Annotated in this window: 20 protein-coding genes; 8 read left to right on the forward strand and 12 right to left on the reverse strand. The window is 64.2% G+C overall.

Annotated elements, in window-relative coordinates:
• Positions 1–15 precede the first annotated feature (15 nt).
• Positions 16–828: an LON peptidase substrate-binding domain-containing protein gene (locus FJ425_RS20640; RefSeq protein WP_140636173.1), complete on the forward strand. Its 813-nt coding sequence runs from the start codon at positions 16–18 to the stop codon at positions 826–828.
• Positions 829–839: 11 nt separating this feature from the next.
• Here the strand turns inward: FJ425_RS20640 and FJ425_RS20645 are convergent, their stop codons facing one another.
• From FJ425_RS20645 to FJ425_RS20660, 4 genes are all read right to left on the reverse strand, one after another.
• The gene (locus FJ425_RS20645) at positions 840–1,787 is read right to left on the reverse strand and encodes a cytochrome c (protein ID WP_140636234.1); all 948 of its coding nucleotides are present in this window, start codon (positions 1,785–1,787) and stop codon (positions 840–842) included.
• A gap of 10 nt (positions 1,788–1,797) precedes the next feature.
• Positions 1,798–2,232 (reverse strand): cytochrome c, encoded by a 435-nt coding sequence (locus FJ425_RS20650; protein ID WP_140636175.1) that lies wholly within the window; start codon positions 2,230–2,232, stop codon positions 1,798–1,800.
• Positions 2,233–2,425: 193 nt separating this feature from the next.
• Positions 2,426–3,028 (reverse strand): superoxide dismutase, encoded by a 603-nt coding sequence (locus FJ425_RS20655; protein WP_140725729.1) that lies wholly within the window; start codon positions 3,026–3,028, stop codon positions 2,426–2,428.
• A 208-nt stretch (positions 3,029–3,236) separates the two neighbouring features.
• The gene (locus FJ425_RS20660; protein WP_140725732.1) at positions 3,237–4,115 is read right to left on the reverse strand and encodes a branched-chain amino acid aminotransferase; all 879 of its coding nucleotides are present in this window, start codon (positions 4,113–4,115) and stop codon (positions 3,237–3,239) included.
• A gap of 151 nt (positions 4,116–4,266) precedes the next feature.
• Here FJ425_RS20660 and FJ425_RS20665 point away from each other — a divergent pair, with 151 nt between their 5' ends.
• From FJ425_RS20665 to FJ425_RS20675, 3 genes are all read left to right on the forward strand, one after another.
• Positions 4,267–4,929 (forward strand): haloacid dehalogenase type II, encoded by a 663-nt coding sequence (locus tag FJ425_RS20665; protein ID WP_140725735.1) that lies wholly within the window; start codon positions 4,267–4,269, stop codon positions 4,927–4,929.
• Between the two features lie 171 nt (positions 4,930–5,100).
• Positions 5,101–5,919, forward strand: coding sequence for a L,D-transpeptidase (locus tag FJ425_RS20670; protein WP_140694728.1), 819 nt, complete (start codon positions 5,101–5,103; stop codon positions 5,917–5,919).
• Positions 5,920–6,108: 189 nt separating this feature from the next.
• Positions 6,109–6,732, forward strand: a complete 624-nt coding sequence (locus tag FJ425_RS20675; RefSeq protein WP_140725738.1) for an FMN-binding negative transcriptional regulator — start codon at positions 6,109–6,111, stop codon at positions 6,730–6,732.
• A gap of 49 nt (positions 6,733–6,781) precedes the next feature.
• Here FJ425_RS20675 and FJ425_RS20680 read toward each other — a convergent pair whose 3' ends face one another.
• From FJ425_RS20680 to FJ425_RS20710, 7 genes are all read right to left on the reverse strand, one after another.
• A complete protein-coding gene (locus FJ425_RS20680; RefSeq protein WP_140546124.1) occupies positions 6,782–7,258 on the reverse strand; it encodes a DUF4189 domain-containing protein in 477 nt (158 codons plus the stop codon).
• Positions 7,259–7,307: 49 nt separating this feature from the next.
• A complete protein-coding gene (locus FJ425_RS20685; protein ID WP_140725741.1) occupies positions 7,308–8,027 on the reverse strand; it encodes a hypothetical protein in 720 nt (239 codons plus the stop codon).
• A 12-nt stretch (positions 8,028–8,039) separates the two neighbouring features.
• A complete protein-coding gene (locus FJ425_RS20690; RefSeq protein ID WP_140725744.1) occupies positions 8,040–8,612 on the reverse strand; it encodes an invasion associated locus B family protein in 573 nt (190 codons plus the stop codon).
• A gap of 8 nt (positions 8,613–8,620) precedes the next feature.
• Complete coding sequence (locus tag FJ425_RS20695) at positions 8,621–12,736, reverse strand: YadA-like family protein (protein ID WP_246677967.1); 4,116 nt, start codon at positions 12,734–12,736, stop codon at positions 8,621–8,623.
• 98 nt (positions 12,737–12,834) lie between these two features.
• Positions 12,835–13,290 (reverse strand): hypothetical protein, encoded by a 456-nt coding sequence (locus FJ425_RS20700; RefSeq protein WP_140725750.1) that lies wholly within the window; start codon positions 13,288–13,290, stop codon positions 12,835–12,837.
• A gap of 183 nt (positions 13,291–13,473) precedes the next feature.
• Positions 13,474–13,902: an AraC family transcriptional regulator gene (locus FJ425_RS20705; RefSeq protein WP_246677968.1), complete on the reverse strand. Its 429-nt coding sequence runs from the start codon at positions 13,900–13,902 to the stop codon at positions 13,474–13,476.
• Positions 13,903–14,296: 394 nt separating this feature from the next.
• Positions 14,297–15,820: a helicase HerA-like C-terminal domain-containing protein gene (locus tag FJ425_RS20710; RefSeq protein ID WP_140725755.1), complete on the reverse strand. Its 1,524-nt coding sequence runs from the start codon at positions 15,818–15,820 to the stop codon at positions 14,297–14,299.
• Positions 15,821–16,090: 270 nt separating this feature from the next.
• On the opposite strand from FJ425_RS20710, the gene FJ425_RS20715 reads away from it, so the two are divergent.
• From FJ425_RS20715 to FJ425_RS20730, 4 genes are all read left to right on the forward strand, one after another.
• The gene (locus tag FJ425_RS20715; protein WP_140725758.1) at positions 16,091–17,533 is read left to right on the forward strand and encodes a methylmalonyl-CoA mutase subunit beta; all 1,443 of its coding nucleotides are present in this window, start codon (positions 16,091–16,093) and stop codon (positions 17,531–17,533) included.
• Positions 17,530–19,650 (forward strand): methylmalonyl-CoA mutase, encoded by a 2,121-nt coding sequence (scpA, locus tag FJ425_RS20720; protein ID WP_140725761.1) that lies wholly within the window; start codon positions 17,530–17,532, stop codon positions 19,648–19,650. Before FJ425_RS20715 ends, scpA begins: the two co-directional genes overlap by 4 nt.
• A 395-nt stretch (positions 19,651–20,045) precedes the next feature.
• Positions 20,046–20,267: an AbrB/MazE/SpoVT family DNA-binding domain-containing protein gene (locus FJ425_RS20725; RefSeq protein WP_140546064.1), complete on the forward strand. Its 222-nt coding sequence runs from the start codon at positions 20,046–20,048 to the stop codon at positions 20,265–20,267.
• Positions 20,264–20,653, forward strand: a complete 390-nt coding sequence (locus FJ425_RS20730; RefSeq protein ID WP_140546063.1) for a type II toxin-antitoxin system death-on-curing family toxin — start codon at positions 20,264–20,266, stop codon at positions 20,651–20,653. The genes FJ425_RS20725 and FJ425_RS20730 overlap by 4 nt, the downstream gene beginning before the upstream one ends.
• Here the strand turns inward: FJ425_RS20730 and greA are convergent.
• A complete protein-coding gene (gene greA / locus FJ425_RS20735) occupies positions 20,650–21,132 on the reverse strand; it encodes a transcription elongation factor GreA (protein ID WP_140725765.1) in 483 nt (160 codons plus the stop codon). The two genes, FJ425_RS20730 and greA, sit on opposite strands and share 4 nt — an antisense overlap.
• Positions 21,133–21,179: the final 47 nt, after the last annotated feature.

The raw sequence follows: 21,179 nt of genomic DNA on the forward strand, positions 1-21,179 counted from the left end.
GCAGAGGATGATTTCATGCGCGATTTCCGCGACGCCAAGGCTATGGCGCGAACGCTAAGCGAAGCGCTGGCCGCAAAATCCGTTTCTCTTTCCCACAGTGAAAGCCTGGAGTTGATCGCCAAGATTCTTGGCCTCCGCGATTGGAATGTGCTGGCCGCAAGGATTCAGGGAACGGCGCCGGGAGTGGCGTCAGGTGTGATCCCTTCAGGGCCTACGCAAACAGAAGTCCCCGTTTTTCCCATGCGGGATTTTGTGCTGTTTCCGCAAACGGTCGCACCTGTGTTCGTGGCGCGCGACAAAACCCGGCGCGCCGTTGAACGTGCCATGGCCGGCGATCGCCGGGTTATTGTGGTCGCCCAGAGGCATGGCGCCGATGACAACCCCGGCACTCTTCAAGCTCTCTATCCGGTAGGCGTTACGGCGAGCGTGATAAATAGCCAGACACAAATGGACGGCGTGCTCAAGGTCACCGTGTCCGGCCTTCAACGCACAGCCATCACACGCCTGACCGACGGCGAATTCCTGGCCGCCGAGATAGAGCCGATTGAAGAGCAGCGTAGCCAGTCAGAAGAAGCTATCTCACTTTCCCACACGGTACTTGAGGCATACCGAATCTACGCCAATATCGACCTTTCCTCACTGCCAGTGCGTCAGCGAGTCCGCTTCGGCCTTCCTTCCACTGAAAATCCCGGCCTGTTGGCCGATTCAGTCACCCAATTGCTGTCGATAGGCATTGATGAGAAGCAGCAGATCCTGGAAACCGGCGATGTCGTAGCACGGCTCGAAAAGGTGCTCGAACTGATAAATACCGCCCAGCCCGGACAATAGGCCGGGTATCCTCAACTCGCCGGCTTGCGTGCCGGATAGCCGTTGGGGTGCGGCGGGACGGCCTTGAGGTAGGCGGCAATCGCCTCGCGGTCGTCGGCGGTCAGTTGCGCGATGTTGCGCTGCACGTCAACCATGGCGCCGCCGACGGAATCGAAATCGGGCGTGAAGCCGGTCTCGAGATAATTGGCGATGTCCGCCTCCGACCAGTCCTTGACGCCCTTCCCGTCGGGCGTGATGTTGGGCACGACGCCGGAGCCTTCGGCGGCCACGGCTCCTGCCAGCCAATCGCTTTTCCTGACGCCGCCGGCGAAATCGCGCGGCGTGTGGCATTCGCCGCAATGGCCCGGACCCTCGACCAGGTAGCGGCCGGCGAGAACTTTGTCCGGCGCGCCCTCTGGCAGTGCGATCACGGGTTCGGGGCTGAGATAGACAAGCTTCCAGAGGCCAATGCCGCGACGAATGGTAAAGGGGAAGGAAAGCCTGTGATCCGGCGCCTTGCCGGCAACCGCCGGCAGCGTCTTCATGAAGGCGTAGAGATCGGCGATGTCGGCCGGCTTCATGCGCGCGTAGGACGCATAGGGAAAGGCCGGATAGAAATGCTCGCCGGACGGAGAGACGCCTTTCAGCATGGCGTTGGCGAAGTCCGCCTCGCTCCAGGCGCCGATGCCGTCCTTCCGGTCCTGCGAGATATTGGGCGGAACGAAGGTGCCGAACGGCGTCTTGAGTTCCAGACCGCCGACGAGCTCGAGGCGGGCGTCGCCCTGGGCGCCAGGTCTGGCGTGGCAGGAGGTGCAGCCCCCGGCGTAGAAGATCCGCTTTCCCCTGGCGGCGTCGCCAGGGCCGAGATCAGCGACGGTGCCGGCGTCCAGCCTGACCGGTGCCGACAGAACCCAGCTGGCGCCAGCCGCGGCGGCGCCAAGCACGATGACGGCGCCGACAAGCTTCTTCAGCCAGGCCATCGTCAAGCGATCAACTCTTCTTGATCCGGTAGGTCTGATGGCAGGTGCCGCAATCGCCGCCCAGCGTGTTGAGCTGCGCCTTCAGGGCGTCGACATCGGCCGGCGGGGAAGCGACCGCAGCCTTGGTATCGGCCAGGAACTTGTCCTCGGCCGTCTTGAAGCCCGCCATGTCTTCCCAGATCTTCGGCGCGGCCGTGGTGTCGCCCTTGTCGGAGCCGGCCGGGAACAGCGTGTCGACGTCGAACTTCTCGGCATTGGCTTGCAGTGCCTTCAGCGCGTCCAGCACGGCGGCGGTATCGAAAGGCGTCTCGCCCTTGACCACCTTCGAGATCTGCCCGGCGAGCTTGCCGCGTTCCTTCATCAGGGCCTGGCGACCCTTGATCGGGTCGGCATAGGCCGAGCCGGCAAAGGCAAGCAGAGAGATGGCGATGACAAGCTTTCTCATTCAATTGGCTCCGTGGATGAAGAGAGTTCGCTGGCGCAATTCCGGACGGAAAACCGTTCAATACTTTTCCTGGAACTGCTCTGGACGTTAACGAGCGTGATGGTGGGATTATTCCCCGGCGCCGTGACGATTTTGCCGGGTTTGTCCTGAAAAAGAAAAGCCCCGGCGAACCGGGGCTTCTCATCAAAATCACTCAGGCTTGAGCCTTCTCATAAAGCTCCAGGACGTGGTCCCAGTTGATCAGGCTGTCGACGAAGGCCTCGAGGTATTTCGGCCGGGCGTTGCGGTAGTCGATGTAATAGGAGTGTTCCCAGACGTCGACGCCGAGGATCGGCGAGCCGCCATGGACCAGCGGGTTCTCGCCGTTCGGGGTCTTGGAGATTTCCAGCTTGCCGTTCTTGACCGAGACCCAGGCCCAGCCGGAACCGAACTGGGTGGTGCCGGCGGCGATGAAATCCGCCTTGAACTTGTCGTAGCCGCCGAGATCGCTGTCGAAGGCCTTCTGCAGCGCGCCCGGCAGCTTGTTGCCGCCGCCGCCCTTCTTCATCCACTTCCAGAAATGAATGTGGTTGTAGTGCTGGGCCGCATTGTTGAAGAGCCCGGCATTCTTGCCGAAGGACTGCTTCACGGCCTCTTCGACCGACAGGTCGCCCATTCCGGCCTCGGCGGCGAGCTTGTTGCCGTTGTCGACATAGGCCTTGTGGTGCTTGTCGTGGTGATACTCCAGCGTCTCCTTCGACATGTAAGGCTGCAAGGCCTCGTAGTCATAGGGCAAGGCGGGCAACTCAAAAGCCATGGATAGTACTCCCTCGAGGAAAAAAGTCCGGTGATGCTACCGGGCTAAGATAGGTCTGGAATGGATCGGGGCAACTCCGAATGGAGCGCCGAGCGACTTTTTAGAGCAATTCCGGGAAAAGTGTGAAACGGTTTTCCGCCCGCAATTGCGCAAACAGGAAGATGGAGCGGTTCGCCATTTCAACGAAACGGTGAGCCGCTCTGGCGGCTCAGGCGGCGGACGTCGAATGCGCCCACTCCCAATAGAGCTCGCGCGCCTTCTTGGCCACCGGACCGGGCTGCAGGTCGCGGTTCTCGATGCGTGTGACCGGCACGACCTTGGAGTGGTTGCCGGTCGAGAATATCTCGTCGGCTTCGAGGAAATCGCGGACCGACAGCGTCTTCTCGGTGGTCCTGAAACCGTAGTCGCCGAGCAGGCTGATGGTGCGAGAGCGGGTGATGCCCGAGAGAAACGTGCCGTTTGGCGCCGGAGTCATCACATGACCGTCCTTGACCAGGAAGATGTTGGAGGTCCCGGTCTCGGCAACATTGCCCAGCATGTCGAGCACTAAAGCGTTATCGAAGCCGCGGTTCTTGGCCTCCAGAATGGCACGGCCATTGTTGGGATAGAGGCAGCCGGCCTTGGCGTTGGTGGGCATGGTCTCGATGGTCGGGCGCCGGAACGGCGAAACGCCGATCGAAAAGCCGGATGGCGGGATCATCGGCGATTCATAGAGGCAGAGGCAGAAGCGCGTCGAGGCCGGGTCGGCCGGGACGCCCATATAGCCGCCATGCTCGGCCCAATACATCGGCCTTATATAGACCGCCGTCTTGCCGTCGAATTTCTTCAAACCGTCCCAAGTCAGGCCGACGATCTCTTCCGCCGTCATCGAAGGCTTCAGGCCAAGCGCGATCGCGGAGGCGTTGACGCGGGCGGAGTGCAGCTCGAGGTCGGGCGCGACGCCCTCGAACCAGCGGCCGCCGTCAAAGACGCTGGTGCCGAGCCACATGGCGTGGCTGCGCGGCCCGAGAATGGCGACATTGCCCTCGTACCAGTCGCCGTCCACATAGGTCCAAGTCGCGGTTTGCGCCGCCGCCGCCAGTGTCATGGTCGCCGTCCAATTGAGTGATTTCAGTCCGCCATAGGACGATGCTTTGGCGGCTGGCGTCAATTGACATCGGGAAAATTCGTTGGGGCCAGAGGCACTTGGCCGCAATCAATGCTTGCGCGGCAAGCCTGCGCGCCGCAAAACTTGAGACATGCATCATGCGGCCTATGTCTTCGACGCCTATGGCACGTTGTTCGACGTGCACGCCGCCGTGCGCCGCCACGCCGGCGAGATCGGCCCGGACGGCCAGCTTCTCTCCGAAATCTGGCGCGCCAAGCAGCTCGAATATTCCTGGGTGCGGACGCTGATGGGATCATACGCCGACTTCTGGCAACTGACCGAGCAGGCGCTGGATTTCGCTTTGCGCAAGGTGCCCTCGGCCGATCCGGCGCTGCGGACGAAACTGCTCGAAGCCTATTGGCGGCTCGACTGCTATCCGGAAGTGCCCGCCGTGCTGAAGGCGCTTAGGGCGTCGGGCGCGAAGCTCGCTGTTTTATCCAACGGCTCGCCTGAAATGCTCGACGCGGCGGTCAAATCCGCAGCGTTGGACCAGATCCTCGACGACGTGTTTTCGGTCGACGAGGTCAAACGCTTCAAGACCGACCCGTCGGTGTACGACATGGTAGTCACCGGCTGGCGGCTTTACCCCGGCGCGGTTTCGTTCCAGTCGTCGAACCGCTGGGACATCGCCGGCGCGGCGAGATTCGGTTTTCGCACGGTCTGGATCAACCGGACCAACCAGCCGGACGAGTATCGTGACCTCCCGCCGGGGCTGATCTTGCCTTCGCTCGAAGGTCTCCTGGCGGAGGTCTGATGCCGCTGTTGCTGCAGGGCAACAGCTGTGGCGCGGTCACAGCTTCGCCTTTTTCTGTCCACCCTCAGGCCAGAATTGGAACCGCCTATCGCCGCCGACTGTTATGAATGCCGCCGCGACGTGCCCGCGGGTTCATGCTTTCTTGCGAATTAAGACCTAGAAAAGGCAACCATGTCAGACGCTTCCTTCCGCATCAGCCGCCGTGGCTTCCTCAATTTCACAGCCCTCGGCGCTGCCTCGGCCGCCGTGTCCGCCTGCACCACCACCGGTCCTGCACCAGCCCCCGTCCAGCCGCCGCCCGCCTATGTCGAGCCGCCGCTCGGCGATTATGAGACGATGTATGGCGCGATGTCGGACAATGGCTTCGACCTGCCGGCCATCCCGGTCAACAAGATCGATCACAGATTCTTGCGCCAGATCGTCCCCGATCCGACCGGACAGCGCCCGGGCACCATCGTCGTCGATACCACCGGCCACTTCCTCTATCTGGTGCGCGAGGGCGGCCAGGCGATCCGCTACGGCGTCGGCCTCGGCCGCGCCGGCTTCGAATGGTCGGGTGACGCGGTCGTGCAGTGGAAGCAGAAATGGCCGAAATGGACGCCGCCGGACGAGATGGTCGCACGCCAGCCGGAGCTGACGCAATTCAGCGCCAAGAATGGCGGCATGCCGGGCGGCCTGAAGAACCCGCTCGGGGCGCGTGCGCTCTATCTCTTCCAGGGCAATCAGGACACGCTCTACCGCCTGCACGGCTCACCCGAATGGTGGTCGATCGGCAAGTCGGTGTCGTCGGGCTGCGTGCGCCTGATCAACCAGGACATCATCGACCTCTACGACCGTGTGCCGACCAAGACCCCCGTGATCGTGACGGCCAACATCGGCGCGCCGGAAGAGAACATGCCGGAGCGCAAGGCCATTCCGATCGACAATGGCGTGCCGACGGGCTCTATCCTGCTCGGTCCGGTGAAGCGGCTCACCAACGAGATTTTCTGACCCTGCGCCCAGGCCGGCGGTGCTTGGCCAAATATAGCCAGCACCGCCACCGGGGCTGCGGTGAAAATCCATCATCCCGGCAGCCCGCATCGGCACGCCATGCCGTGCGGCTGGACCATACAAACTTTCAACGGCGGATGTTCTAAGCTGGCCGGACTTCAGGCATTTTATGCTGCAAGGAGTCTTGCCATGTACACACCACCCGCCTTTCGCGACGACGATCATGAGAGCCTCAGGGCCACGATCCGCGCGGCGCGGCTGGCAATTCTGGTGACCGCCACGGCCGATGGACCGCTGGCGACGCATCTGCCGCTTTTGCTCGACGAGAACGAGGGTGAGCATGGGGTGATCTACGGGCACGTCGCAAAGGCAAACCCGCAGTGGCACGTGCCGCCGCTGCGCGACGGCCTGGCGATGTTCATGGGCCCGGATGCCTATGTGACGCCGGCCTGGTACCAGACCAAGCAGGAGACCGGGAAGGTCGTCCCGACCTGGAACTATGTCGCCGTCCACGCCCACGGGCCGATCGAATTCTTCGAGGACGCCGACAGGCTGCTCGAGGTCGTGACCCGCCTGACCAACCTGCATGAAGGCGAGCGCGGCGCGCCCTGGGCGGTGTCGGACGCGCCGGCGGATTTCATCCAATCGCAGTTGAAGGGCATTGTCGGCCTGCGCATGCCGATTACAAAGCTCGAAGGCAAGCGCAAGATGAGTCAGAACCGCAACGCCGCCGATCGCGCCGGTGTCGTGTCCGGCCTGTCATCCAGCGACCGGCCTTCAGACCGCGAGGTCGCGCCGCTCATTCCAGTGTGAACGGCGCGGCGTCGGCCAACCGCCGCGGCTGCTTGAGTTCCGCAGCAAGTCAGGTGCAGACCCACTCGCGGATCTTGCACTCCTTGCTCTCGCCTCCGCACTGGGCTGTTGCCTTCTCCTCGGCTTCGCGGCGGGTCGCGGCCGATGCTGCACTCCAGAACGGCGTCGCCGCGCCACGGCTCTTGCCTACCGAGAGCGCCGCGCAGTGCTCATAGGGAAAGCCGGTGCCGTCATCATCGTCCCAATGGCGATGATTGCGGAACACTTCAACCACGCGGCAGCCCTTGCCATCCGCATTCTCGCAATGCTTGAGCGCGATGTCTTCCGCTTCCTGCCGCTTGTCGGCGCCCCAGAAAAAGCCGTGACGGCCGTCGCCCGGCGAGTAGGCGATCGCGCCCCAGATGCCCTTTTCCTCGCCGGTCTGCGCCGGCGGCGACGGGGCGATCAGGTCAGCCGCGTTGCTCGCAATCGTAAGCCCGGCGAGCGCCGCAAGCAGCGGGATCGAAAGGCGGGGATTGATCAGCATCTTCGTGCTCCAGTTGCAGCTATTCAGCAATCGACTGTCATGCCCGGCTCTAGCCGCCCATGCGCGCGACCGAGACGACGATGCAAGTGTTGCCGGTTGGGACCAGCAGCGCCTGGCCGGCATTGTCGGCCAGGTTGAAAAGCATCGTGTTCGAAAGATTGTCCGCCAGCAGGCTGCCCTTCGGGAGCGTTCCGACGACTTCCTGGCAAGAGCGCGGGAATGGCGCCACGCGCATGAAGCCACCCTCGCAGCTCTGGCCGACAGGCGAGGCAAAAACGACGCCCGCTGCCTGCGTCTTGTAGTCCGGCAGGTTGTAGCTCATCCCGGCGACGGCCTGCACGGCATGGGTGTCGGGTGAGGTTTTGTCCCATTGCGTCTGGATCGCATAGGTCGACCCGGCAGTCAGAGCCTGCCCCATCGCGGCAAAGAGATTGGCGCAGGTGCGGACACCTGCCTGCGCGACATGCGCCTGAAACGGATTCTTGTTTGCCGAGGCGTCGACCGGCGCGGGCACGGCTTCGGCCGGCTTGCCCTGCATGGGCGCCTGCGCCTGCGCGGAGGCCGTGCCAGCGACGAATGTCCCAAGCGCGGGATAGAGACGGAACGACAAGACCACCGCCGCCGCGACCAAGACCGCGAACGCGCCGAGCAGCGCCGTGTTTCGCACCAGGCGCCAGCCTGGCGAACGCTGTGGCGGCGGACTTGCCGGCGGCTCCGGCAGCGCGACCGGCTGCGTCAGGATTCTGTCCTCGATGGATTGGCGTGTCATCTCAAAGTCTTTCTAGTTGATGGCCGACAGCGCGGTCTTGAGTCCCTTGAACGGAGCATCGAGGCTGACGGTCGCTCCCGACGGCAGGGAATAGGAAACCTGGACCGTGGTCTCCTTGCCGATCTGCTCGCGAAGCACCGGGCCGACGGGCACATAGCCGACGCAGACCGACGCGTCGCAACCCTGCAGTTGAACGTCGACCGGCTGTTTGCGGCCGGCAAGTCTCAGCGAAAGCTTGCTGCCCTCACCTGCCGCGATCGGGGTTCGCAAAATCATGAAGGGCTTGCCTTTGTCGTCGGCCGCCAGCGACCAGCTGAAGACCAGCGCCTGGCCTTGATCGATGAAGGACTGGCTGATGTTGCAGACCTTCTTCCTGGCCTGCAGGTTCTCGTCGCAGATCAGCGTCCAGTTCTCGAACGGGCGGGTGGTGCGCTGATAATCGCCAAGCCTCACGCCCGCAGGCACCGCGACGTCGGAAGGTTTTATCCGATAGGCAGGCTGAGCCGCCTGCTGCCCGGCCGCGTGCGCGCCGGACAGAAGGAGGCAAGTCCCGGATATCACGGCAAGGACCGTCTGCCTGGTCATCAACGGACTCAGTTCAGCGTAAAGCTGACGCCCGCGCCGACACCCCAGTGCCCGCCGGCCGTCGTGCCCGAGACGTTCGCTCTAGCCCGGCCGTCCTCGCTGGTGTAGCCAGCGCCGAAAGCCACGGCGCCTTCGCCGCGCCAGTAGCCGCCGCCGGCCGCCACGCTCAGCTTGCCCGGACGGTCGTCGTAGCGCAGCGAGGCGGCCGCAAGGCCGATCGCGGCAGCCTGGCGCGCCTCGCCCCGAGCCTCGCCCATATCCATGTTGAGCTGGCTGAGCTTGGAGTCCGTGTAGGCATTGGCCTGCTGCAGCGTGGTGGCCGCCACCTGGTTGGTGTAGGCCTTGGAGTTGTCGAACGTTGTCGCCAGCCCGTTGTTGAACTGCAGCACGTTGACTGCATCGGTGTCGGCGGTGCCGGCGCCGACATTGTGGATGACGACAGGCGCATTCACATCGCCGCCGACAAGCGTCAGCGAATTGGACTTGGTGCCGTCCGGGTTCTTGTCATACTGGACGGCGAATTCATTCAGATTGCCGACACTTCCCTGCACTGCTTCGACAGCCTGATTGGTGGCGTAGAGCTGGCTGCCGTTGATGGCGTCGGTCGAAGTCTGGCTGATCCGGCCCGCCGCCACATTGGTGACGGTGCGCTCCTTGCCGACGTCGCCCACGCTCACCGTGCTCGTCGGAGCAGTTCCGGCGAAGGTGTAGTTGACGCCGTTGATCGTCGTGCCGGTCGTGGCGACCGCCGCGGCGGTCGTCGAACCCGCGCCGAGAGCGACGCTGCCCGGCTCATTGGCCGTGGCGCCGGCGCCGAGCGCCATGGACTGGGCGCCGTTCGCCGTCGAGTTGGTGCCGAAGGCGATGCTGTCGGCCTGGTTGGATGTCGCGTTCTGGCCGATCGCGATGCCGCCCGGCGCCGTCTGCTGGACGATGGCGCCGTTGCCCATGCCGATGCCGTTGTCGCCGTTGACGGTGGTGCGCGGGCCGATCGCGACCGACTCGGCGCCGACCGCCAGCGAGTCCGGAGCGGTCGAATTGGCGTGGAAGTACATGGTCCCCGTTACCGCAAAGGAGCTCAGCGCGCCCTTCAGCTGGCGAAGCGTGACTGCGTCCTGGTCCTGCGTGCCATCGGCCACGTTGATGATCTGGCGATAGGCGGTGGATGTACCCACCGAGACGGCGCCGAGCAGGCTCATGTCCGTGGTGTTGTAAGGAATGAGGCCGGTGCCGGAGAGGATCGATCCCGACACGGGCGCGACCGCACGGTCAGACACGGAGCCGGAGCCCAGCGCCACGCCGTCGGCAATGGTGACCGCGGTGCCACGGCCGAGGGCCAGGGAATTGGCGGCGGACGCCGTCGCCTGGTAGCCGAGCGCCGAGGAGCCAACCCCTTGCGCGAAGGCGTCGGTAATCGGCAGCGTCGAGTCGTTGGTGCGGACATAGCGGATGCCGTCGCCGTTGGCGTCGGTGTAGGCAGTCGAGGTGTCGCCGGCAAAATTGTTGATCGTATTGCCGAGCGTGGTGATGTCGGCGGTGTTGGCGGCGATGTCGGTGGTGTTCTGCGTCACCTGCTGGTTGGTCGCGAAGAGCTGCGAGCCGTTGACGGCATCGGTCGAGGAGCCGTTCAGCTGCCCTGCCGCGACGTTCTGGATCTGGCGCTCCGCGCCCACCGAACCGACCGAGAACGCGCCGGCCGGCGCTCCGCCGGCGAAGGTGTAGTTCACGCCGCCGATCGTGGTGCCGCCGACATTGGTGGTGGCGCCGGTAACCGAATTCAGGCCGATCGACACGTCGCCGGTGTTGGTGGCGACGGCATTCGGGCCAATCGCGACGGAATCCGTCCCCAGCGCCTGGGAATCGGCAAGCGTCGAATTGGCGTGGAAATACTTGATGCCGCCGCCGGTGTTGATGTTGTTGATCGTGTTGCCGAGAGTGGTGATGTCGGCGGTGTTGGCGGCGATGTCGGTGGTGTTCTGCGTCACCTGCTGGTTGGTCGCGAACAGCTGCGAGCCGTTGACCGCGTCGGTAGAGGAGTTGCTCAACCGCCCGGCCGCGACGTTCTGGATCTGGCGCTCCGCGCCCACCGAGCCGACCGAGAATGCGCCGGCCGGCGTTCCGCCGGCGAAGGCGTAGTTCACACCGCCTATCGTTGTGCCGCCGACCACCGTCGTGGTGCCGGATACGGAGTTCAGGCCGATTGCGACATCGCCGGCGTTGTTGGCCACGGCATTGGGGCCGATCGCGACCGAATCCGTCCCCAGAGCCTGGGAGTCGGGCAGCGTCGAATTGGCGTGGAAATACTTGATGCCCGCGCCGGTATTGATGTTGGTGATCGTGTTGCCGATGTTGGCGATATCGGTCGTGTTCTGCGTCACCTGCTGATTTGTGGCGAAAAGCTGCGAACCGTTGATGGCGTCGGTCGAACCGCCGCTGAGCCGCCCTGCGGCGAGGTTGGTGAGGGTCCGCTCGGCGCCCGGCGCGCCGATGCTGACGGTCGAGGACGGCGTCGTGCCGGCGAAGGCGTAGGTCGTGGTTCCGATCGTCGCGCTGGCCGTGCCGACGGCCACGTCGGTCACCGAGCCGGAGCCCAGGGCGACGTCGCCGGAACTCGCCGCAGCGGTCGCACCGTCGCCGAGCGCGACATTGCCGGCGAGACCGGCGGCACCCGCGGTGGAGCCGTTGCCCAGCGCAACCGAGCCTTGCCCGATCGCCTTGTTGTTGTTGCCGATCGCCACAGCGCCGGCGGCTTGGTTGGCGGCGGTGGCGCTTGCCGTGCCGTCGCTGTTGGCGATGTTGTTGGCGCCGCCGGTGAAGGCGCCGGTGCCGCTGGCATAGCTCGGGTCGCCGATCGAGACCGCGCCGTTGCCAAAGGCGGTGTTGTTCGCGCCGATGGAGACTGCCTGGCCGCCAGTCGCAACCGCGTTGGTGCCCATGGCCACCGCGTTGGTGGCGTCGGCCTTGGCATTGTTGCCGACGGCGATGGCGCTCTGCGCCGACGCATTGGCGCCGATGCCGAGCGCGGTGCTGGCTACCCCACCGGCGCTGGCGCTGACGCCGGCAGCAAGCGAATTGTCTCCCGTCGCCTTGGATCCTGTCCCGAACGAGGAGGCATTTGCGCCGCTGGCAACGGCGGTGTTGCCAACTGCCGTGCTGGCGGCGCCGCTCGCAACGGAGGTGGTCCCCATCGCGACAGCGAAAGCGCCGGAAGAGAGGGAATTGGTGCCGATCGCGATGCTGTTGGGCAGCGCCGTGTTGGCCTGAAGGCCTGCCTGTGCACCCAGGCCGAGTGCAATGGACTGGTTGCCCCAAGCGCTGGCCGTGTTGCCCAGCGCGGTAGCACTCGTTCCCGTTGCCTTGGTCAGGATGCCTATGGCAACCGTGTTTTGCTGAGACGCCGTCACATCCGTGCCAAGGGCGATGGCGCCCTGCGCAGTAGCGCCCGCTCCCGCAAGAGTGCGCCCGCCGATATTGATGGAGTTGATCTGTGTAGCGACCGACTGGAAGCCGATCGCGATGGCATTCTGGTTGCTTGCAACGGCGGAAGTACCTTGAGCAAAGGCGTCTATTCCCGACGCGACCGATGAAGTGCCAATCGCGGTACTGCGCTGCCCGGTGGCTTGGGTCCCCCAGCCGCCGGCGAAGGAGGTGGCGCCGCTGGCCAAGGAACTGACGCCGACGGCAGTGGCGTTGCCACCCGAAGCTACGGAGAAGGTTCCCAGGGCGCTGGCACCCGCGGCGGTTGCACTGGAGCTGACGCCGATCGCTACCGTATTGACGTTGTTCGAGATTGTGCCGGAGCCCAGCGCCACCGCGCCGCCGGGGCCGGTGGCCGACGCGGTTCGGCCGATAGCGACAGAGTATTGCGCTGTCGATTGAGCCTGAAAGCCGAGGGCTATGGCCCAGTTGAGGCTGGCGGTTGAGCCATTTCCGATCGCTATGGTCTCGGGAGCGGTCGCGGACCCGCCGCCAGCGGCATATTGCGCTTGCGCCGGCGCCGCGAACAGGAACAAAGCGGCGGCCGATGCAATATACCCAAGGCTTGCGCCGACGCCGAGCTTGCCGAGCCCACGTCCCTTGCGTCGCATGCCGAGCACGCGATGCGCATTGCGAAGCGCCGCCATCAGGCGACGACGGAGCGAGCGGCTATCGGCCGCGCCTGAGACCCAGTTTCCAGCAAATCGGGCCGATCCGCGCCGAATGATCCGTTCTTGCCTGAAGTTCATTGCGAGAATGCCTCCTTTGGTGGGTCGCGCTCGATAACGGCAGGTTCCGCCGACCCTGCCGCCAAAGCGTGTCTGCTCGAAAATGGGATGATCACGTCGGCGCCGCGCGCCAGCAGCGCATGGCCCTGTTTTTCCCCGATCGCCTCGACGCGATCGAGCGTGTTTTCAAGCCAAGCGTCACCCGCCTCGGGCACAGCCTGGAGCGCCGCGGCAACCCGCTCGGTTGGGATCAGCCGCTCGAGATAAGAGCGCACCGCCGCCAGATGGACGGCAGGCGCGTCATGCGCATGAACGACGGTCGTGAGGCCGTAGAGATAATGGGCCAGCAACATGTCCTGCTTGGCCAGGGGCACGCCATTTCCATAGCGCTTCTCAAGCGTCCTGGATGCCGACTCCAGCCAATAACCGATCTCCTCGGAAAGGCTGCGGCGGATCGCCGTGTCGTCGCTCATGTCCCCTCGGCCAGCTAGAATCCGAATACCGGATTTGTTGCAGAAAGACAGGTTTTCAGAGGTTCGTATTCCAACAAATTGCTGTTTATCTGAAAATATACCGTAGATCTTCCATAGGTTAACGCAAAATTACTTTAGTAATACCTTTTATAAGCCGACCCATGGATAACCGCCGCCGGGAAATCAGCCCTGCCTACCGGCCCGCGATCGAACCAGCCTCTCCCGCACCTGCAACGGCGTCACGTCGCGATATTTCTTCATCGTGGTGGTGAGATGGCTCTGGCTCGAGAAGCCGCTCAGATAGGCGATGTCGGTGATCGACATGCGCCTGTCGGCCAGCAGCTTCTCGGCAAAGTCAAGGCGAAGGGCAAGAACATATTGGTGCGGCGTCACGCCGAACGTCTTGGAGAAAGCGCGGGCGAAATGGTAGGGCGACAGCCCACACACGGCCGCCATCTCGGCGAGCGAAAGCTTGCGCGAAAAGTTCTCGCTCAGGAATTGCGCCACGAGACGAGCGTGGCCGAGCGACAGCCCACCTTTCGCGTTCAGCAGTGGCCGCCTTTCAGCAGGAATTTCCGAATACCAAGCTGGCAGATCGTCATCGCGCCGCAACTCGGACTCCTGATGCTCAGCTCTCCGCAGCTTTGGCCCAACCTTAGCGGGCGCTTTTGGTTCCCTGGACACAATGGTTCGTGATCGCACGTGCTGTCGGCGCTATCCAGTTTGCCCCCCGGCAACAGCACGTCAAAGGCCATGATTTGGCGCGTCCGGTATTTCATGAAATTGCGGTTCTGCCGGAAAAGTTCCCTTGCGAAAAGTTTTAGCTGCCGCTGATGCGGCTCACCCGTCGACGGGTAAGATTTGATCGTCGGGAGGTAACGAGGACAGCTTTCCGGGGCGGCGCATTTCCGTGACGGATTCGCGCGACGGCAAGCGGGTCTCGCCCGATATCAAAGGCTGCGGGGCGTGATTCGCGTCGCGCCGAGCGCGGTACCGCCTCTCCGCTTCAGCGGCCTCTCGCCAGGCTGCCCAAAATCCCGCGCACGATGGCGCGGCCGACGGACGAGCCGACCGAGCGCACCACCGACTTGATGGCGGCTTCGGCAACGGTCTGGCGGTTTGAGGACCGCCGGTTGCCTGTCCCCAGAACATCGTCGAAGCCCGGAATGGTCCAGCGCGAACCGCCGCTGTTCTGCTGCTGTGCCTGCGCCTCGGCATCCTGCGCCTCCTTGGCCTTTTTCTGCAGCATTTCGAAGGCCGATTCGCGATCGACGGCGTCGTCATACTGGCCGGCGACCGGGCTCTCGGCGATGATCTTGCGGCGCTCGTCGGGCGTGATCGGTCCGAGCCGCGATGACGGCGGCCGGATCAGCGTGCGCTGGACCATGGCCGGCACGCCCTTGTCCTCCAGCATAGAGACCAGCGCCTCGCCGGTGGCGAGCTGGGTGATGGCGGTGGCGCAATCGAAATCGGGATTGGGCCGGAAGGTTTCGGCAGCGGTGCGCACCGCCTGCTGCTCGCGCGGCGTATAGGCGCGCAGCGCATGCTGGACGCGATTGCCGAGCTGGGCCAGCACCTTTTCCGGAATGTCCAGCGGGTTCTGGGTGACGAAATAGACGCCGACGCCCTTGGAGCGGATCAACCGCACCACCTGCTCGACGCGATCGATCAGCACCTTCGGCGCGTCCTCGAACAAAAGATGCGCCTCGTCGAAGAAGAACACCAGCTTCGGCCGGTCGAGATCGCCGACCTCGGGCAACTCCTCGAACAGCTCCGACATCAGCCAGAGCAGGAAGGTGGCGTAGAGCCTGGGGTTCATCATCAGCTTGTCGGCGGCCAGAACGCTGATCGCGCCGCGGCCGTCGCGCGTGGTGCGCATGATGTCGGCAATGCGCAGCGCCGGCTCGCCGAAGAAGTTCGCCGCGCCTTGGCTCTCCAGCACGAGCAGCGTGCGCTGGATGGCGCCGACCGAAGGCTTGGTGACATTGCCGTAGCGCGCGCTGAGCTGGTCGGCGCGATCGGCCATGTTGGCAAGCAGCGCCTGCAGGTCCTTGAGATCGAGCAGCAGCAGGCCTTCCTCGTCGGCGATGCGGAAGGCGATGTTCATGACACCCTCCTGCGCTTCCGTGAGGTTCATCAGACGCGACAAAAGCAGCGGCCCCATCTCCGAAATGGTAGCGCGAATCGGATGCCCCTGCTCACCGAACAGATCCCAGAAGATGACCGGGAATTCCTGGAACTGATAAGGATCGAGCTTCACCTGCTCGGCGCGCTTGACCAGGAAATCCTTGGCCTCGCCCATCATGGATATGCCGGAAAGGTCGCCCTTAATGTCGGCGCAGAAGACCGGCACGCCGGCATTCGAAAAGCCCTCGGCCAGGATCTGCAGGCTGACGGTCTTGCCGGTGCCCGTGGCCCCGGTGACGAGGCCGTGGCGGTTGCCGTAGCGCAGCAGCAGCTCTTCGGCGCGCTGATAGGAATCGTCGGGCTTGCGGCTGGCGCCGATGAAGATGCTGGTCTCGTCAACCATGTCCGGTCTCCGCAATCTGTTCCGCTCAAAGGCCTCACCCGAGGTATAGTAACGCGGGTCGCATGCGGCAATGCCCAGTCTCGATTTTGCGGCGCAGCGAATTTGGCCTTTGGCGCTTGCGGATTCGGCCTTTGGCGCTTGCGGATTCGGCGCATGTTTGGCAATCGATTGGCTGGCCGAGAGAACCCGGCCGGATGATGGATTGTGATATCCGGTTCCTGACCTTAGATTGGCTTGACCGGCTGATGCGACCGAGAAGCGAGGAGAGCGATGGGCGCCGGCGCCTTGACCAGGGATGTCGACCTTCCGAACCCGGACGCCAAGCGTTGGCGGGCACTGGCGGAAAAGGTGCTTGCCGGCGGATCCTTCGAGGAAAAGCTCGTCTCCCACACCGATGACGGCATCCGCATCGAGCCGCTCAGCCAACGCTCGACGACCGCCGAGCCGTTGCCGCGCACAAATCCGACCGCGCCCTGGATCGTCAGCCAGCGCGTCGACGACCCGGACGTCGCCCGGGCCAGTGCGCAAGCCCTGGAAGACATCGCCCAAGGCGCCACCGGCCTGTCGCTTGTCTTCGAGGGTGCGCCGAATGCCTTCGGCTACGGCTTGCCGCGCACCGCGGAGGCGCTGGAGAGAGTGCTCGACGGCGTGCCGCTCAACCGCGTGCAGGTGCGCATCGACGCGCACCCCTGGAGCCGTGCCGTGGCCGACTGGCTGCTGGCTTTTCTCAGCCGCCGCCGCTCCGATCCGGCCAAGCTCAACCTTTCCTTCGGCATCGACCCGGCAGCGATCTTCGCCGGAACCGGGCGGCTGCGCACCTCGATCGAGGCGCTGCAGGAATCGATGCCGCAGTCGCTGGCGCATTTCTTCTCGATGGGTGTGCCGGGGGTGCTGCTCGAGGCCGACGGCCGCGTCTTCCATAATGCCGGCGCCACCGAGGCGCAGGAGCTCGGCTCGATGATGGCCTCCGTCGTGTCCTATCTCAGGATGTTCGAGAAGGCGCGCCAGCCGCTGGTCTATGCGGCGCCCTATATTGGCTTCGCGCTCAGCGTCGACCAGGACCAGTTCCTGTCGATGGCCAAGGTGCGGGCGTTGCGCAAGCTCTGGGCGCGGGTCCAGGAAGCCTGCTCTATCCCGGCCTCGACCGCCAGCATCCATGCCGAGACCTCGTATCGCATGATGACGATGGCCGACCCGGAGACCAATATCTTGCGTACGGCGATCGCGGCTTTCGCGGCGGCAACCGGCGGCGCCGATTCGATCTCGATCCTGCCGCACACCATTGCGCACGGGCTGCCGGCCGGCTTTGCCCGCCGCGTCGCCCGCAACGCGCAGCTGATCATGGCCGAGGAGAGCCACATCGGCCATGTCGCCGATCCGGCCTGCGGCTCCGGTTCGGTCGAGGCGCTGACCAACGATCTCTGCGCCGCGGCCTGGGAAGAATTCCAGCGCATCGAGGCCGAGGGCGGCGTGCTCGCCAGCCTGCAGCAGGGCTATATCCAGAACCGCGTGCAGACGGCCGCCGCCAAGCGCAACGGCGCCTATCGGTCGGGCGAGCGCGGCATTGTCGGCACGACGCTTTACCGCGTCGGCAGCGAACGTCCTGTCGAGACGCTACCGCGGGAACGGCGTCCAGCCCTGACCGAAGGCGTGGCGACCTGCGAGCCGCTGTTTCCGGTGCGCATCGATCAGTCGATCGGAGCCGGATCATGATCCCGGATTTCAGCCAGATCGGCTGGTCGGAGCCGCGTCGCGCGCCGGTCGAGCTCAGAGGTCAGCGGATGACGCCGGAAGGCATCGCCGTAAAGCACATTTACGGCCAAGGCGATCTCAAGGGTCTTGCCAATCTCGACACCTATCCCGGCCTGCCCCCCTTCATGCGCGGCCCCTACCCGACCATGTATGTCCAGCAGCCCTGGACGATCCGGCAATATGCCGGCTTCTCGACGGCCGAGGAGTCCAACGCCTTCTACCGACGCAACCTCGCGGCCGGCCAGAAAGGCCTGTCGGTCGCCTTCGATCTCGCCACGCATCGCGGCTATGACAGCGACCATCCGCGCGTCGCCGGCGATGTCGGCATGGCGGGCGTGGCGATCGATTCCATCCTCGACATGCGGCAGCTGTTCGACGGCATTCCGCTCAACGAGATGACGGTGTCGATGACAATGAACGGCGCCGTGCTGCCGATCATGGCGCTGTACATCGTGGCGGCGGAGGAACAGGGCGTCGCCCAGAACGATCTCACTGGCACCATTCAGAACGACATTCTGAAGGAGTTCATGGTCCGCAACACCTACATCTATCCGCCGAAACCTTCGATGCGGATCGTGTCGGACATCTTCGCCTACACCTCCAGGCATATGCCGAAGTTCAACTCGATCTCGATCTCCGGCTACCACATGCAGGAAGCCGGCGCGACGGCCGATCTGGAGCTTGCCTACACCATCGCCGACGGCATCGAATATGCCCGCGCCGGCGTCGCCGCCGGCCTCGACATCGACCGTTTCGCGCCGCGCCTGTCCTTCTTCTGGGCGATCGGCATGAACTTCTTCATGGAGGTCGCCAAGCTCAGGGCCGCAAGGCTGCTGTGGTCGAGCCTGATGAAGAAGAATTTTGCGCCGAAGGACGAGCGCTCGCTGTCGCTGCGCACCCATTGCCAGACCTCGGGCTGGTCGCTGACGGCGCAGGATCCCTACAACAACATCACCCGCACGATGATCGAGGCGATGGCGGCGACGCAGGGGCACACCCAATCGCTGCACACCAATTCCTTCGACGAAGCGATGGCGCTGCCGACCGACCATTCGGCGCGGATCGCGCGCAACACGCAGCTCGTCCTGCAGAAGGAATCCGGCACCACGCGCATGATCGATCCGTGGGGCGGCTCTGCCTATGTCGAGCGGCTGACGCACGATCTGGCGGCGCGCGCGCTTGCCCATATCGAGGAGGTCGAAAATCTCGGCGGCATGGCGGCGGCGATCGAGAAGGGCATCCCGAAGCTGCGCATCGAGGAAGCGGCCGCGCGCACCCAAGCGCGCATCGATTCCGGCGAGCAGGTGCTGGTCGGCGTCAACGCGCACCGGCCTGAAGCGGATATCGAGGTCGATGTGCTGAAGATCGATAATGCCGAGGTGAAGGCCAGGCAATTGGCGAAGCTGCAGCGGCTGAAGGGCACGCGCGACGTCGCGGCGCTGGAGGATGCGCTGGCGGCGCTGACCCGTGCCGCCGAGGGCGGCGAGAACCTGCTCGAATTCGCGGTCCGCGCGGCGCGCGCCAATGCTACCGTCGGCGAGATTTCGCTGGCTCTGGAAAAAGTATTCGGCCGCCACACGGCGGCGGTGCAGACGATCTCCGGCGTCTATCGCGAGGCGCTCGGCGACAACCCGGCGCTTGAGCGGCTGCAGGAGAAGATCGAAGCGTTCGAAAAGAAATCCGGCGGCAAGCCGCGCATCCTGGTCGCCAAGATGGGACAGGACGGCCACGATCGCGGCCAGAAGGTGATCGCCAGCGCGTTCGCCGATCTGGGCTTCGACGTGACCGTCGGGCCGATGTTCCAGACGCCGGATGAGATCGCGAAGCTCGCGGTGCAGCACGATGTCGACATCATCGGCGCCTCCTCTTTAGCCGCCGGGCACCTGACGCTGATCCCCGAGCTCAAGGACGCGCTGAGGAAGCTTGGCCATGGCGATATGCTGATCGTCGCCGGCGGCGTCATCCCGCCACAAGACTACGACGCGGTGCTGGCCGCAGGCGCGGCGGAGATCTTCCCGCCGGGAACCGTCATCCCGGAAGCGGCCAACCGGCTGATGGATCGGTTGCTGGGCGGCTGAGCGAGGGTTCGGTAATAGCGGCGGCGAGAGCAGGTCGCCGACGTCGCTACCGAAGCCGAGGCTCCGTCGCGCAGACCCGAGGATCCATTCCGTAACGTCTGCGAAGGAACGCGACACCTCAGAATGGTCGCATAATCGTCCGGACGCTATCGAGCCTTGTCACTGGACTGGATAAGCGCCTGGTTCCGCATCGTTTTGATCCGTACAAGCGTCACGGAATGGATCCTCGGGTCTGCGCAGGAGCTTTGCTCCTGCTCCGCCCGTGGATGACGAGGATGAATCGTCGCGGTTAATCGCGGACGTTGGCTGGTTCATAGGCTGCATTGGGTTATAATATCTGTTGCAACAACACGGTGTTTAGGTTATAATCAATGTTGCAACAGGACTGCAGCACCATGAACACCATCATTCGAAAGATCGGCAATTCCGAAGGCGTGATCCTGCCCAAGGAACTCCTCGATCGCATGAACATGAAGGCGGGTGACCAGCTTCAGATCGTTGAAACGGACAAGGGCATTGCGCTTGAGCCGGTGGACGACAGCTTCGAGCGGCAAATGGAAGCTGCCCGCAAGGTCATGGACAAATACAAAGTCGCGCTTCAGAAGCTTGCGGAATGAGCTGGCAGTTTCTGTCGCGTCGCGCAGTCGAAGCGATGCATGCTGAGCAATTGCGTCGGCATGGCGGTGCACAGGGTTTGAGGGACGAGAACGCCCTTGAATCCGCGCTAGCCCGCGCCGAGAACAAGGCCAACTATGGTGACCCGTCTGTCGAGGATCTGGCTGCGGCGTATATCTTCGGCATCGCGAGGAACCATGCGTTCGTTGATGGTAACAAGCGCACGGCCATGGTTGCAGCCGGCGCGTTCCTGATCATCAACGGTTACGACCTGATGGCGGACAACGGCACGATCTACGAATTCGTCATGGGTGTCGCCGCAGGTCAGATCGATGAGCCTGGGGCGGCCGCCTTCTTCCGCGACCATGTCGTCAAGCTCGAAGACTAGCTCTCGGCCTTGTCCGAGAGCTTGGCGATTTCCCATTCCTTGCCGTTGACGGTCACGATCTCGCCGACCTTCTTGCCGAACAGCGCCACGGCCATCGGCGAGACATGGGAAATGCTGCCCTTCGAGGGATCGGCCTCGTCCTCGCCGACGATGCGCCAATGCACCTTCTTGCCGTCATCGCCTTCCAGGGTGACGCCCATGCCGAAGCGGACCACGTCGCTGCCCGGCTCCGGCACCGAAAGCTCCGCGCTTTCGCGCCGCGCGGTCCAGTAGCGCAGGTCGCGCGACACGACAGCGAGGCGCTCGCGGTCGCCGCGCCTTTCAGCCTTGGCCATCAGGTCGCGCAGCTCGGCGAGGTTGTCCTCGATCATCGCAAGGCCGCGCTCCGTCACAAGATTGCGGTGCGTGCTGACCGGACGTTCGCCGACGCCGGCAATGGCGTTTTCGCTGTCTTCTTCGCGCGTGAAAGCTCTGCTCATGCGGTGAACTTAGGCTTGGCGAGGCGACTGCACAAGCGGTTTGCCGA

Origin of the sequence: Mesorhizobium sp. B2-7-2 (assembly GCF_006440775.1) — a bacterium.
In the GTDB taxonomy this organism is placed as follows: domain Bacteria; phylum Pseudomonadota; class Alphaproteobacteria; order Rhizobiales; family Rhizobiaceae; genus Mesorhizobium.

Bases quoted from the DNA above. Each gene is read 5' to 3' on its own strand.
- FJ425_RS20730 (WP_140546063.1), top strand. From the start codon at position 20,264: ATGAGCTGGCAGTTTCTGTCGCGTCGCGCAGTCGAAGCGATGCATGCT.
- FJ425_RS20710 (WP_140725755.1), bottom strand. From the start codon at position 15,820: ATGGTTGACGAGACCAGCATCTTCATCGGCGCCAGCCGCAAGCCCGAC.
- FJ425_RS20650 (WP_140636175.1), bottom strand. From the start codon at position 2,232: ATGAGAAAGCTTGTCATCGCCATCTCTCTGCTTGCCTTTGCCGGCTCG.
- FJ425_RS20715 (WP_140725758.1), top strand. From the start codon at position 16,091: ATGGGCGCCGGCGCCTTGACCAGGGATGTCGACCTTCCGAACCCGGAC.
- FJ425_RS20640 (WP_140636173.1), top strand. From the start codon at position 16: ATGCGCGATTTCCGCGACGCCAAGGCTATGGCGCGAACGCTAAGCGAA.
- FJ425_RS20725 (WP_140546064.1), top strand. From the start codon at position 20,046: ATGAACACCATCATTCGAAAGATCGGCAATTCCGAAGGCGTGATCCTG.
- FJ425_RS20670 (WP_140694728.1), top strand. From the start codon at position 5,101: ATGTCAGACGCTTCCTTCCGCATCAGCCGCCGTGGCTTCCTCAATTTC.
- FJ425_RS20700 (WP_140725750.1), bottom strand. From the start codon at position 13,290: ATGAGCGACGACACGGCGATCCGCCGCAGCCTTTCCGAGGAGATCGGT.
- scpA (WP_140725761.1), top strand. From the start codon at position 17,530: ATGATCCCGGATTTCAGCCAGATCGGCTGGTCGGAGCCGCGTCGCGCG.
- FJ425_RS20680 (WP_140546124.1), bottom strand. From the start codon at position 7,258: ATGCTGATCAATCCCCGCCTTTCGATCCCGCTGCTTGCGGCGCTCGCC.
- FJ425_RS20655 (WP_140725729.1), bottom strand. From the start codon at position 3,028: ATGGCTTTTGAGTTGCCCGCCTTGCCCTATGACTACGAGGCCTTGCAG.
- FJ425_RS20645 (WP_140636234.1), bottom strand. From the start codon at position 1,787: ATGGCCTGGCTGAAGAAGCTTGTCGGCGCCGTCATCGTGCTTGGCGCC.
- greA (WP_140725765.1), bottom strand. From the start codon at position 21,132: ATGAGCAGAGCTTTCACGCGCGAAGAAGACAGCGAAAACGCCATTGCC.
- FJ425_RS20660 (WP_140725732.1), bottom strand. From the start codon at position 4,115: ATGACACTGGCGGCGGCGGCGCAAACCGCGACTTGGACCTATGTGGAC.
- FJ425_RS20695 (WP_246677967.1), bottom strand. From the start codon at position 12,736: ATGGCGGCGCTTCGCAATGCGCATCGCGTGCTCGGCATGCGACGCAAG.
- FJ425_RS20675 (WP_140725738.1), top strand. From the start codon at position 6,109: ATGTACACACCACCCGCCTTTCGCGACGACGATCATGAGAGCCTCAGG.
- FJ425_RS20685 (WP_140725741.1), bottom strand. From the start codon at position 8,027: ATGACACGCCAATCCATCGAGGACAGAATCCTGACGCAGCCGGTCGCG.
- FJ425_RS20665 (WP_140725735.1), top strand. From the start codon at position 4,267: ATGCATCATGCGGCCTATGTCTTCGACGCCTATGGCACGTTGTTCGAC.
- FJ425_RS20690 (WP_140725744.1), bottom strand. From the start codon at position 8,612: ATGACCAGGCAGACGGTCCTTGCCGTGATATCCGGGACTTGCCTCCTT.